Annotated in this window: 12 protein-coding genes and 1 pseudogene; 7 read left to right on the top strand and 6 right to left on the bottom strand. The window is 72.8% G+C overall.

Going from position 1 to position 12454, the window contains the following annotated elements:
• Positions 1–33: 33 nt before the first annotated feature.
• Positions 34–522, top strand: a complete 489-nt coding sequence (locus D6270_RS02355; RefSeq protein WP_109166996.1) for a BlaI/MecI/CopY family transcriptional regulator — start codon at positions 34–36, stop codon at positions 520–522.
• Positions 523–524: 2 nt separating this feature from the next.
• A complete protein-coding gene (locus tag D6270_RS02350) occupies positions 525–1463 on the top strand; it encodes a M56 family metallopeptidase (protein WP_109166997.1) in 939 nt (312 codons plus the stop codon).
• 53 nt (positions 1464–1516) lie between these two features.
• On the opposite strand, the gene D6270_RS02345 is transcribed toward D6270_RS02350, so the two are convergent.
• Positions 1517–1735 (bottom strand): hypothetical protein, encoded by a 219-nt coding sequence (locus D6270_RS02345; protein ID WP_109166998.1) that lies wholly within the window; start codon positions 1733–1735, stop codon positions 1517–1519.
• Positions 1736–2022: 287 nt separating this feature from the next.
• Between D6270_RS02345 and D6270_RS02340 the strand changes: the two genes are divergently transcribed.
• Both D6270_RS02340 and D6270_RS02335 read left to right on the top strand, forming a co-directional pair.
• A complete protein-coding gene (locus tag D6270_RS02340) occupies positions 2023–3324 on the top strand; it encodes a hemolysin family protein (protein ID WP_109166999.1) in 1302 nt (433 codons plus the stop codon).
• Positions 3321–4343, top strand: a complete 1023-nt coding sequence (locus D6270_RS02335) for a hemolysin family protein (RefSeq protein WP_109167000.1) — start codon at positions 3321–3323, stop codon at positions 4341–4343. Before D6270_RS02340 ends, D6270_RS02335 begins: the two co-directional genes overlap by 4 nt.
• Here D6270_RS02335 and D6270_RS02330 read toward each other — a convergent pair.
• The 4 genes and pseudogenes from D6270_RS02330 to D6270_RS02315 all read right to left on the bottom strand — a co-directional run bounded on the left by D6270_RS02330 (position 4340) and on the right by D6270_RS02315 (position 7423).
• Positions 4340–4549, bottom strand: coding sequence for a twin-arginine translocase TatA/TatE family subunit (locus D6270_RS02330; protein WP_109167001.1), 210 nt, complete (start codon positions 4547–4549; stop codon positions 4340–4342). The two genes, D6270_RS02335 and D6270_RS02330, sit on opposite strands and share 4 nt — an antisense overlap.
• Positions 4550–4658: 109 nt before the next feature.
• Positions 4659–5246: pseudogene (locus D6270_RS02325) on the bottom strand (DNA glycosylase AlkZ-like family protein); the annotation flags it as partial.
• Positions 5247–5255: 9 nt separating this feature from the next.
• Positions 5256–6545, bottom strand: a complete 1290-nt coding sequence (locus D6270_RS02320) for a geranylgeranyl reductase family protein (protein ID WP_385106659.1) — start codon at positions 6543–6545, stop codon at positions 5256–5258.
• Positions 6546–6838: 293 nt separating this feature from the next.
• Complete coding sequence (locus D6270_RS02315; protein WP_109167003.1) at positions 6839–7423, bottom strand: DNA polymerase ligase N-terminal domain-containing protein; 585 nt, start codon at positions 7421–7423, stop codon at positions 6839–6841.
• Between the two features lie 287 nt (positions 7424–7710).
• Between D6270_RS02315 and D6270_RS02310 the strand changes: the two genes are divergently transcribed.
• From D6270_RS02310 to D6270_RS02300, 3 genes are all read left to right on the top strand, one after another.
• Positions 7711–8610 carry a glycoside hydrolase family 16 protein gene (locus D6270_RS02310; RefSeq protein ID WP_109167004.1) on the top strand — a complete coding sequence of 300 codons (900 nt, stop codon included), beginning with the start codon at positions 7711–7713 and terminating at the stop codon, positions 8608–8610.
• Between the two features lie 143 nt (positions 8611–8753).
• The gene (locus D6270_RS02305; protein ID WP_109167005.1) at positions 8754–10163 is read left to right on the top strand and encodes a chitinase; all 1410 of its coding nucleotides are present in this window, start codon (positions 8754–8756) and stop codon (positions 10161–10163) included.
• Between the two features lie 105 nt (positions 10164–10268).
• A complete protein-coding gene (locus tag D6270_RS02300; protein ID WP_109167006.1) occupies positions 10269–11261 on the top strand; it encodes an aldo/keto reductase in 993 nt (330 codons plus the stop codon).
• Positions 11262–11274: 13 nt separating this feature from the next.
• On the opposite strand, the gene D6270_RS02295 is transcribed toward D6270_RS02300, so the two are convergent.
• Positions 11275–12450 (bottom strand): serine/threonine-protein kinase, encoded by a 1176-nt coding sequence (locus D6270_RS02295; protein WP_239476971.1) that lies wholly within the window; start codon positions 12448–12450, stop codon positions 11275–11277.
• Between the last annotated feature and the right edge of the window lie 4 nt (positions 12451–12454).

Below are 12454 nucleotides of genomic sequence, written 5' to 3'. Positions count from 1 at the left end.
GGCTGAGGAAGCAGAGCGAGAGGGGGCCGGACGGTGGACACCGAAGGAGCCGGTGACGAACGGGAAACGCCCGCCCGCAGGCGGGGCCAGGGCGAGCTGGAGGCCCAGGTGCTGTCCGTGCTGGGCGGGGCGACCGAACCGGTGACCGCCGCCTGGGTGCTGCAACGGCTCGGCAGCGGCCTCTCGTACAGCACCGTCATCACCATCCTCACCCGGCTGCACGCCAAGCAGGCGGTCACCCGGAGCGGGCCGGGGCGCCCCGTGCTGTGGCAGCCCGTGGCGAACGAGGCCGGCCTCGCCGCGCTGCGGATGCGCCGCCTCCTCGACAAGCAGAGCGACCGGGACGCGGTGCTCTCCAGCTTCGTCTCCGTCCTCTCGGCGGACGACGAGGAGCTGCTGCGCTCGCTGCTCGCGGAGAGCGGCCCTGGAGGCGATCACGGCGGCTCCGGGAGCGGCCCCGGCGGTCCCGGGAGCGGCCCCGGCGGACCGGGCGCCGCGCCGACGGACCGGCCGGGGGGCTGAGGATGGGCGTCTTCGTGTATCTGCCCCTGGTCCTGCCCCTGACCGCGTTGCCGATCGCGCGGCTGGCCGAGCAGAACCTGCACCCACGGAGAGCCGCGCGCCTGCTGACCACCGTCGCCGTGATCCTCGCCTCCTGCAGCCTGATCTGTCTCGCCCTGCTGGTGGTGGTCGGCACCGCGCAGCTGCCCGGCAACCCGCTGCCCGACGGCTGGTCCGACGATGAGGTGCGGGAAGCCGTGCCGCACGACGCCTTCGCCGGCAAGGCCTCCATCCTGGCGCTCGTCGCCGTCACGATGGCCTGCGGCTTCACCGTCCACCGCCACTACCGCTTCCGCGCCCGCGCCCACCGCACGCTCGCCGGCCTGCCGGGCGGCGGCGACCTGGCCGTCCTGCCCGACGCGGTGCCGTACGCCTACGCGCTCCCCGGCTCGCCGGGCCGGGTCATGGTCTCCACAGCCATGCTCGCCGCCCTCGACCCGGCGGAGCGCACCGCGCTGCTCGCCCACGAACGGGCCCACCTGGACGGCCGCCACCACCGGCTGCTGCTCGCGACCCGGCTGGCCGGGTGCGTCAATCCGTTGCTGCGGCCCCTTCGGTCGGCCCTCGTCTACTCCACCGAGCGCTGGGCGGACGAGGAGGCGGCCCGGGCCACCGGCGACCGCCGGCTGACGGCCCGCGCGGTCGGCAAGGCGGCGCTCATCTCCGGCCCGGGCCCCCGGGCCGCCGCTGTCGCCCACTTCGCCGCCGCGGGCCCGGTGCCCCGCCGGGTGGCCGCCCTGCTGGGCCCGGTGCCACCGGACCGGGGCTGGCCGCCCGCGCTCACCCCGGCCGGTGCCGCCGCGTTCGTCGCCGCCGCCGGGACGACCGTCTCCGCGCTCTCCGCGCTCAACGCCGCCGTCGCGCTCTTCCTCGTGCTGGAGGCGGCGACGACACCGCTGTGACACCCGCCGGTGCCCGGCCCGCCGGATCGCTCCGGCGGGCCGGGCCCGTCAGGTCAGGACGAGGTGTCCAGCGCGGCCAGCGCCTGGGCCCAGCGGGCGTACTTCAGGTTGGCCAGATCTGCCACCGTCTTGACGTTGAAGGCCTCCTGGAGCAACTCGCCGTCGCGGTCCGAGACCCCCTTCAACGCCGAGACGGGAGCCGCGAGGATCGTGGCCAGGTCCTTGTCCGCGTAAGCCTTGTCGAGAACCTTGTCCAGGTCGATCTGGGCCACTGCTGCCTCCTGTGAGTCCTGCTCCTCCGCCATGACGGCGGGCGGCCCCGGGCGGGGCCGCCAGCAGAACTGCGCGGACTCGCGGACGAGTTCCCCCGTGGTTCCGGAGCCGCCGAATTCGAGCCACCCGGCGACTGGCCTCGACAGGTCTACGTGGCTGTAAAGTTCGTGAGCCCGACGCTAAGGAGCTTTGCGTTGTCTGCCAGTCCGGGCCCTTCGGGGCCCTCGGAGTCCGAACATCCGGCTCCACCGTATGCCGAACCGGCCTCGCACGCGGCAGGTGAGCGATGACCGCCGCACTGCTCGGCCTCCTGGCGGTGTTCGTCCTGACCGCCGGCACGGGCTACTTCGTGGCGCAGGAGTTCGCCTATGTGTCCGCCGACCGCCTGACCCTCTCCCGGGAGGCCGCGGCCGGTGACAAGCGGGCCGCCAGGGCCGTGAAGGTCCTGGAGCGGCTCTCCTTCATGCTCTCCGGCGCCCAGCTCGGCATCACCGTCACCGGCCTGATCGTCGGCTTCCTCGCGGAACCGTCCGTCTCCGCACTGCTGAAGCCGGCGCTGGACGGCACCGGCCTCCCCGGCGGAGTGGTCTCGGCGATCTCCGTGACGCTCTCGTTCGTCGTGGCGACCGTCATCCAGATGGTGCTCGGCGAACTCGCCCCCAAGAACCTCGCCCTCGCCGTACCGGAGCGGCTGGCGAAGTCCCTGGCCGCCTCCACGCTCATCTATCTGCGGATCGTCGGCCCGGTCATCCATGTCTTCGACAGCGCGGCCAACCGGCTGCTGCGCCGCCTCGGCATCGAACCGGTCGAGGAGCTCCACCACGGCGCCACGCTGGAGGAGCTCGGCCATCTGATCGGCGAGTCCCACGAGCAGGGCGAGCTGCCCGCCGCCACGGCCGAACTCGTCGATCACGCACTGGAGTTCTCCGAGCGCACGCTGGGCGAGGTCATGGTGCCGCGTGCCGATGTCGCCTTCGTGCGCCGCGACGCCATGGCGCTGGAAGCCGTCCAGCTGATCGCTCGCCACGGCCACTCGAACTACCCCGTGCTCGGCGACCACCCCGACGACCCGGCCGGAGTGCTGGGCGTACGGGAGCTGATGGGGCTGCCCGCCGACGGTCTCGACCGCGCCACGGCCGGGGAGCTGGCCCGCCGTCCGCTTCTGCTGCCGGAGATCCTGAAGCTCCCGGCGGCGGTCGCGCAGATGCGTGAGCGGGACGACGAGTTCGCCGTCGTGCTGGACGAGCACGGCGGTGTCGCGGGCATCGTCACGTACGAGGACATCGCCGAGGAGCTGGTCGGGGAGATCGCCGACGAGTCCGACGCGGTCGACGAACCCGCGGTCGCCGACGGGTCCGGCTGGGTGGTGGACGCGGGGCGCCGTCTCGACGAGATCGAGGAGGCCACCGGCATCGGGCTGCCCGAGGAGGGCGACTACGACACCCTCGCCGGACTGATCATCGACCGGCTCGGCCGCTTCCCCACGGTCGGGGACCACCTCACCGTCTCCGGCGTGCGGATCACGGTCCGCACGCTCGACCGGCACGTGGCCGAGTACGTCCGCATCGAACAGGAGCCGCAGACATGAGCTTCCCCATGGCGCTCTTCGTCACCGTTCTGCTGCTGATCGGCAGCGGCTTCTTCGTCGCCGCCGAGTTCGCCCTGGTCGCCGCCAAGCGGCACCGCATGGAACAGGCGGTCCTCGCCGGGCAGCGCGGCGCCAAGGCGGCCCTCGCCGGGATGCGCGAGCTGTCCCTGATGCTGGCGGGCGCCCAGCTCGGCATCACCATCTGCACCCTGGGCCTGGGTTCCGTCTCCAAGCCCGCCATCTCGCACGAGCTGGACCCGCTCCTGGAGCGGCTCGGCCTGCCCGCCGGGCTGAGCTACGGCATCGCCTTCGCCCTGGCGATGGTCGTCGTGGTCTTCCTGCACATGGTGGTCGGTGAGATGGCGCCCAAGTCCTGGGCCATCGCGCACCCGGAGCGCTCCGCGATGCTCCTGAGCCCGGCGTTCCGCGCCGTGGTCAAGCTCGTACGCCCGCTGATCCGGGTGCTCAACGCGGTCAGCAACGCGCTGGTGCGGCTCTGCCGGGTGACTCCGCGCGACGAGCTGACCTCCGTGCACAACCGCGACCAGCTGACGCACCTGATCGAGGAGTCCGAGCGCCTCGGACTGATCAGCAAGGGTGATTCAGGACTGGTGACGCGGTCGCTGACCGAACCGCAGACTCCGGTGGCCGAACTCCGCATCCCCGTGGAGCGGATCGTGACCGTACCGGCGGACGCGGACCTCGACCGGATCCTCGCCGTCGCCTCCGGAGCCGGCCGCACCCGTCTGCTCGTCACGGAGGGGGAGCGGGTGCTCGGATCCGTCCACGCCCGCGACGCCCTGGTCGCCCGGGCCGGGGGCCGGGACGTGCAGGCTCGCGCACTGGCCCGTCCGGTGCCCGAACTGGCGCCGGACGAGACGGCCGCCCACGCGGTGGAGCGGTTGCGTGAACGCCGCGCGACGATCGCCGTCGTACGCGACGAGCAGGGCCGGCTCTCCGGACTGGTCAGCCTGGACGATCTCCTCGCCCGGCTGCTCCACCCGTCGACGACGCCTTAGGGCGTTTCCCGCTCGGTCGTCTCCCCGCGGATCACCCGGGGGGACGGCCGGTCGGGGCCGCCGTCCTCGTCCTTCATCGCCTGCTTCTCGCTCTTGAGGATGCGCGCGGCCTTTCCGGCCGACCGCACGAGATCGGGCAGCCTCTTCACGGCCAGCACCGCCACGATCACCAGGAGGAGGATAGTGAGCTCGCCGATCCCGAACATGGTCGCTGCTTTCTCTGGGGCGGAGCTGACAAGAGGTCATCCGGATGCCTGATGGCCCGGCGGAGTCGAATCTACAGGGCTGTAGAGCATTAGTTCGCGGGTTGCGGGATCAACCGGCGGGCAGCACCCGCACCGTGGCGTCCGGGAGCCGTCCCCACCAGTGCCCGTACGGCCGGTAGACCTGCGGTTCCCGCCCGGCGGGGAACCCCACCAGCGACCGGGCCTCGGCGGCGAGCCCCTCCCAGGCCTCGTCGGACAGAGGGCGGAACGCGGTCGCCTCGATGCCCCCGGCGGCCGGGCGCCAGACCCCGGCCACGTACCCGTCGACCGGCAGCGTCGGCAGCACACCCCCGTTCGCGCGGATCACGGTCCTGCGGTACGCCTCCGGCAGGACCCGGCCGCGATCCGCGTACGCCGGCAGGACGCTGTCCCACATCGCCATCAGCCGCGGCGGCGCCGGCTCCGCCCCCTCCGGCCGCGGCGCCCCCGGCAGGTCGAACAACTCCTCACCCTCCTGCCACGCCAGCCGGTCCAGCTCCCCGGCAAGGCCCGCCAGCGCGGCCCGCGTCCGGGCCCGGGTGACCATGGCGAACTGCGCCACGTCCGCGACCGAGGCGGGCCCGAACCCGGAGAGACAGCGCAGCACCAGCGTCTGCAGGGACGCGGCCGACGCCTCCGGATCGGTGCGTACGGGGCCGGGAGCACTTCACCGTGCTGCTCTCCCGAGCCGCCCGCCGGCGCGTCCCGGGCGCGGCGCCGGGACGATGCGGAACGCGGTGTTGAGGACATGGTCGATCACATCGCGCGAGGGCTTGTCCGTGAGGTCGGTGAGCAGCCGGGCCAGGGTGTTCAGGAGGAACGGGGAGTTCATGACGTACCGGTTGAGCACGGGCTGGAACCCCGAGCGGCTGAAGACCACGTCGGCGGCCGCGTTGCCGAGGCGGTAGTAGCGGCCCCAGCGGCGGTTCATCTCCACCGGGTAGCCGCGCAGCACCTGTTCGCGCCGTGGGCCCTCGGGGTGGGCCAGGGCGAGCGCGGCGGTCTCCGCGGCGGCCTCGCCCGCCTCCAGGGCCTGGCCGATGCCCTCGCCGTTCCACGGGCTGACCATGCCGCCGGAGTCGCCGACCAGCAGGAGCCCGCGCGCGTACAGCGGATGGCGGTTGAAGCCGAGCGGCAGCGCCGCGCTGCGGACCGGGCCCTCGGCGTTCTCCTCGCGCAGCCCCCACTCCTCGGGGGTCCGGGCCAGCCACTGGTCCAGGGTGGCCCGCAGGTCCGCCTTGCCGTGCCGGCGGTGGGGGAGCGCCCCGAGGCCCACGTTGACCCGCCCGTCGCCCATCGGGAAGATCCAGCCGTACCCGGGGAGGTACGGCCCCCCGTCGGGGAAGCGGAGGTCGGCCCAGAGCTCCAGGTACTCCTCCCGCGAGCGGTCCGGGCTGCGGTAGTAGCGGCGGGCCGCCGTGGCGATCTGCCGCCGGGGGTCCCGCTCCAGACCCAGGGCCAGGGCGAGCCGTGCGGAGGCCCCGTCGGCGGCGATCACGACCGGGGCGCGGAAGCCGACGGGCCCCGGTACCTCCGGGGAGTCGGACACCGCGGCGACCCCCGCGACCCGGCCCGCCCGGTCCGTCAGCGGCCGCTCCGCCTTCCAGCCGCTGTACAGCCGCGCCCCCGCCGCCACGGCGTGGTGCGCCAGGATGTCGTCGAAGTCATGGCGGCTGCGGGAGAGCCCGAAGTCCGGGTAGCGGCCCAGCGCGGGCCAGTCGATGTGCACCCGGTGCTCCCCGGCCACCCACCGCATCCCGCGCGAACGCGTCCAGCCCGGCGCGGAGATGTCGACGCCCATCCGGATCAGCTGGTGCACCGCGCGCGGGGTGAGGCCGTCGCCGCACACCTTCTCCCGGGGGAAGCGGGCCTTCTCCAGCAGGACCACGTCCACGCCCGCCCGGGCCAGGTGGTAGGCGGCCGACGAGCCGGCCGGCCCCGCCCCCACCACGACCACCTGGGCGTCCTCACCCGCACGTCCGTCCGCCGGTGCCGGATCCGGTGCAGTCTCCCGCGTCACAACGCCTTCTCCCGCATCAGAACCCCTTCCACGGACGGCCGGTGCTGAGCCGGGGTGACGGCCCCGGGCAACCGACATCATCGACCAGGAGCGGCTGCGGGGGAACCAGGCATCGGCGTTCGGTGGACGGCGGCTTTCGATCTCCACGGCTCAGGGCGGAACCAGGCCCCGGCCCCCGGGCGGCGCGACGGACTCCGGCGCGAGCACATGGCCGGGCACGGGGGGGCGTCTCAGCTCCCGTCCCCCCGCGCGGCCACAGCGACCTGGTGCAGGGTCCGTCCCGTACGGGCTGAGCGGGCGTGGTAAGGGTCCGGCGAGCCGGGGCGGTCGCGTACGGCGAGGCGGTCGTCGGCCTTGATCAGCAGCCATGCCTCCTGGCCGCCGCTCCCCGGCTCGTCGCCCACCCGGAACCGGGTGAGCGCGAACTCGCCGTGCAGCTTGGACCCGTGGAGCCAGAACGTGGCATGGCCGAGCGCCAGCGACTCCGCGAAGGGGACGGCGTCGCCCTCCCGGTCGTGGCCGAGCGGTTCGTAGGTGCCCTGGTCCCAGACGATGACCGTGCCGCTGCCGGACTCGCCCCGCGGGATGACCCCTTCGAACTCGCGGTACTCCAGCGGGTGGTCCTCCGTCTCCACGGCCAGGCGCCGGTCGCTGGGGTTCTCCGAGGGGCCGCGGGGGACCGCCCAGGATTTGAGTACGCCGTCGACCTCCAGGCGGAAGTCGAAGTGCATGCGCCGCGCGTCATGGATCTGCACGACGAAAGAGGGTCGCGGTACGCCGTCGAAACGGGGCCGCGGTACGCCGTCGTTCCGCATGCCGTGCTCCCTCCGCCCGCACCGCCCGGTGTGGCTCGGCCGCGTCGCCGGGGTCGGTGTCTCCACTCTGCCGCTGCCCGGAGGGAACCGCACGCCGGGCCCCGCCGCGTTCAGGTGCATATGCCAAAGGCATGGTCCGTTCGCCCTCCGGTCTGGACCAGGTTATTGACGGCTCTTGCGGCACTCCCTTAAATCAAGAATTGAAATATGCGCCGGAGGCGTTCGCCCCAACCGTTCACCTCTCGGTGTCGATCTGTCATGCACATGTCCCCCCACGAAGCGATGTGATGACCGTGCACCTCCCGCACAAAGCCCTGCCCACGCACTCCCGGCGCCGCCGCACCGCGCTCTACGCGGCCTCCCTGCTCTGCTGCTCCGCCCTCCTCGCCACCCTCCCCGGCGGGGCCTCCGCGGCGCCCGCTCCCGCGCCCGCCCCCGGCGCGGCGGCCGTCACCTTCGAGGACAACTTCGACGGACCGGCCGGCGCGGCGGTCGACGGCTCCAAGTGGCAGCTGGAGACCGGCGACAACGTCAACAATCACGAGCGGCAGTTCTACACCGGGGGCAACGACAACGCCGCCCTCGACGGCCAGGGCAACCTGGTGATCACCGCCCGCAAGGAGAATCCCGGCAACTACCAGTGCTGGTACGGCACCTGCGAGTACACCTCGGCCCGGCTCAACACGGCGGGCAAGTTCGCCGCCGCCTACGGACATGTCGAGGCCCGGGTCAAGGTCCCGCGCGGCCAGGGCATGTGGCCCGCGTTCTGGATGCTGGGCGACGACTTCGGCAACGTCGGCTGGCCGCAGAGCGGTGAGATCGACGTGATGGAGAACGTCGGCTTCGAACCCGGCACCGTCCACGGCACCCTGCACGGCCCGGGCTACTCCGGCGCCGACGGCATCGGCGCCGGCTACACGCTGCCGGACGGGGCCGCGTTCGCCGATGACTTCCACACCTTCGCCGTCGACTGGGCGCCGGACTCCATCACCTGGTCCGTCGACGGCAATGTCTTCCAGCGGCGCACCCCCGCCGACCTCGGCGGCAAGGAGTGGGTGTTCAACAAGCCCTTCTTCCTCATCCTCAACCTCGCGGTCGGCGGCTACTGGCCCGGCGACCCCGACGGCTCCACCCCCTTCCCGTCGCAGCTCGTCGTCGACCACGTCCGCGTGACCACCAACGACTGACCGCCGCCGACCGCGGGCGGTCCGCACGGACGAGGGACCCGATCCGTCGGCTGCGGTGAACCAGCAGCCCCGGTGCCTGTGCGCGGGGTCCTCCACGCACAGGCACCGGCCTCATCTGCTCGACCCCGACGGACGGAGAAATCATGACCGACACCCCGCCCCCGAGAACCGGAATCCTCGGGCGGCTGCGCAAGCTCGCCCTGCCGGGCCTGTCACTCGTCGCCATGGCCGCGTTCCTCAGCCCGGGCGCGCCCGCGAGCGCCGTCGAGATCGCCGCCGTCGGACAGATCACCGGCATCGGCGGCAAGTGCGTCGACGTGGCCGGTGCCTCCTCGGCCAACGGCACCGCCGTGCAGCTGTACGACTGCAACGGGACGGGCGCCCAGCAGTGGGACGTCCGCTCCGACGGCACGATCAGGGCGCTCGGCAAGTGCCTCGACGCCAAGGACGGGGCCACCGCCGACGGCACCCTCGTCCAGCTGTGGGACTGCAACGGGACGGGCGCTCAGCGCTGGGGCATCTCCGCCGCCCGCGACATCGTCTCCGTCCCCGCCGACAAGTGCCTCGACGCCACCGGCAACTCCTCCGCCGACGGCACCCGCCTCCAGCTGTGGACCTGCACCGGCGCCGCCAACCAGAAGTGGACGGCCCCGGCAGGCGGGGGCAACCCCGACCCGGGCGGCCCCCCGATGGCCGTCGCACCCTACCTCTACAACGGCTGGGGCAGCCCGCCCTCCCCGACGACCGTGATGAACGCGACCGGCGTCAAGTGGTTCACCCTCGCCTTCGTCCTCAGCAACGGCTACTGCAATCCCCAGTGGGACGGCGGCCGCCCGCTCACCGGCGGTGTGGACCAGCAGACGATCAACACCGTACGGGCGGCCGGCGGCGATGTGATCCCCTCGTTCGGCGGCTGGAGCGGCAACAAGCTGGAGAGCTCCTGCGGCAGCGCCGGTGAGCTCGCCGCCGCCTACCAGCGGGTGATCAACGCGTACGGGCTCAAGGCCATCGACATCGACATCGAGGCCGCCGCGTACGACTCCCCGACCGTCCAGCAGCGCACGGTCGACGCCCTGCGGACCATCCGCGCCGACAACCCGGGCATCAAGCTCTACATCACCTTCGGCACCGGCCAGAACGGCCCCGACACCAGCCTCATCAACCGGGCCGCCCAGGCCGGGCTCACCATCGACAGCTGGACCATCATGCCGTTCAACTTCGGCGGCAACGGCCAGAACATGGGCACGCTCAGCGTCCGTGCCGCCGAAGGCCTCAAGACGGCCGTCAAGAACGCCTACGGCTACAGCGACGACCAGGCCTACCGGCACACCGGCATCTCCTCGATGAACGGCACCACCGACGTCGGCGAGACCATCACCGTCGCCGACTTCCGCACGATCCTCGCCTACGCCCAGCAGCGGCACCTGGCCCGGCTGACCTTCTGGTCCGTCAACCGCGACCGCCCCTGCACCGGCGGCGGCGCCGACACCTGCTCCGGTGTCGGCCAGCAGCCCTGGGACTTCACCAGGGTCCTCGCGCAGTACCGGGGCTGACCCCCGGCCCGCCCGTCCGAGGGCGGCCCAGAACGGTGGACGGCGGCAGAGGTGCTCCTGCCGCCGCCCACCCCTTCCCCCGCACGACGCGAGAAGCGGAATAGCATGATCCTCATGGAACAGCGCACACTCGGCAGGACCGGCCGTGACGTCTCGGTCGTCGGACAGGGCACCTGGCAGCTCGGAGGCGACTGGGGAGAGGTCGAGGAGAGCGACGCCTTCGACGTCCTCGACGCGGCCGTCGACTCCGGCGTCACCTTCTTCGACACCGCGGACGTGTACGGAGACGGCCGCAGCGAACAGCTCATCGGCCGCTACCTCAGGAACCGCCCCGACGCGAACGTCTTCGTCGCCACCAAGATGGGCCGCCGCGCCGACCAGGTGCCGGAGAACTACGTCCTGGACAACTTCCGTACCTGGAACGACCGTTCCCGCGCCAACCTCGGGACCGACACCCTCGACCTCGTACAACTGCACTGCCCGCCCACCGGCGTCTACTCCTCCGACGCCGTCTACGACGCCCTGGACACCCTGGTCGACGAGCAGCGGATCGCCGCCTACGCGGTGAGCGTCGAGACCTGCGCCGAGGCGCTGACCGCCATCGCCCGCCCCGGCGTCGCCAGCGTGCAGATCATCCTCAACCCGTTCCGCCTCAAGCCCCTGGACGAGGTCCTTCCGGCGGCGGTCGCCGCGGGCGTCGGCATCATCGCGCGCGTCCCGCTCGCCTCCGGGCTGCTCTCCGGCAAGTACACCAAGGACACCGTCTTCGGCCCCGACGACCACCGCACGTACAACCGGCACGGGGAGGCGTTCGACCAGGGCGAGACCTTCTCCGGCATCGACTACGCGACCGGGATCGCCGCCGCCGCCGAGTTCGCCGAACTGGCCCCCGAGGGCGCCACCCCCGCGCAGACCGCGCTGCGCTGGATCATCCAGCAGCCGGGCGTCACCAGCGTCATCCCCGGCGCACGCTCGGTGGAACAGGCCCGCGCCAACGCGGAGGCCGCTTCCCTGCCGCCGCTGCCGGAGTCCACGCTGGACGCCGTACGGGAGCTGTACGACCGCTCTATCCGCGCGGAGGTCCACGGCCGCTGGTGACCGGCGGCGGGACTCAGCCGTCCTGCTCGTCGTCCTCTTCGCCCTGATTCTGCTGCTGCCCCTGCTCCTCCGGCTGCGCTCCGCCGTCCTGGACCTCCTGCGAGGCCGGGCCGGAGGAGGGGCCCGGGGTGGGGGTGTCGGCCGAGCTGGAGTCCGGCGAGAACAGGACCATCCCCAGATAGACGGCCGCCAGGAACGTGGCCGTACCCGCGATGGCGCTCGCCACCCTGGGGCGCCGGCGGATCGCCTCCCGCGTGCTGCGGCGGCGGGCCGGGACGGACCGGGACGTGGTGGAGCGTCTTCGACCCGTCGGCTGTGGCAGCCGGTACGTCGACGGGCCCACGGGGGTGGCCGGGGCCGCCGGCGAAAGGGCGGGGGAGGGGGCGGCCCGGCGGGACGCGGGCTTCGGCATCGGCAAGGGCTCCGGGCGGCCGCGCCAGGCGTCGGTGCGGAACCAGTCGGAGACCTGCTGTGCCGTGGGCCGCTCCTCGGGCTTCTTGGCCAGCAGGCCCAGGAGGTACGAGTCGAAGGCGGCCGAGATGTCCACCCCGCGCTGCCGCAGGGGGACCGGCGGGGTGTCGACGTGCTGGTACAGCGTGGCGGTCGCCGTGTCGGACTTGAACGGCGGTTCTCCGAGCAGCAGTTGGTAGACGACACAGCCGAGTGAGTACATGTCGGACGCGGAGTCCGCCGTACGTCCCAGAGCCCGCTCGGGCGCCAGATAGAGGCTGGTGCCCACGATGTGACCGGCCGTCGTCAGCGCCGTCGAGGGGTCGTCGACGAACTGGGCGATGCCGAAGTCGCCGATCTTCACCGAACCGTCCGCGTCCAGCATCAGGTTGCCCGGCTTGATGTCCCGGTGGACGATGCCCTGGCGGTGCGCTGCGGCGAGACCGGCCGCCGCCTCGCCCGCGATCCGCGCGACCTGCTCGGGACGGACCCGCTCCTGGGCGGCCAGCAGATCACCGAGGCTCTGCCCCTCGACCAGCTCCATCACCAGGAAGAAGCGGTCCTCCCAGGCCCCGAAGTCGAAGACGGCCACCAGGTGCGGGTGGCTCAGCCGGGCGGCGGTCTGGGCCTCCAGCCGGAACCGGGCGGTCGACGAGGCGTCCGCCTGGTCCCCCAGCAGCAGCTTCACCGCGACGGCACGGCCCAGCACCTCGTCCGCCGCGCGCCACACCTCACCCATGCCG

Source organism: Streptomyces griseus subsp. griseus, assembly GCF_003610995.1.
Lineage (GTDB): Bacteria > Actinomycetota > Actinomycetes > Streptomycetales > Streptomycetaceae > Streptomyces.
Note: the sequence above shows the minus strand (reverse complement) of the source record. Positions and strands in the feature narration are given on the sequence as shown.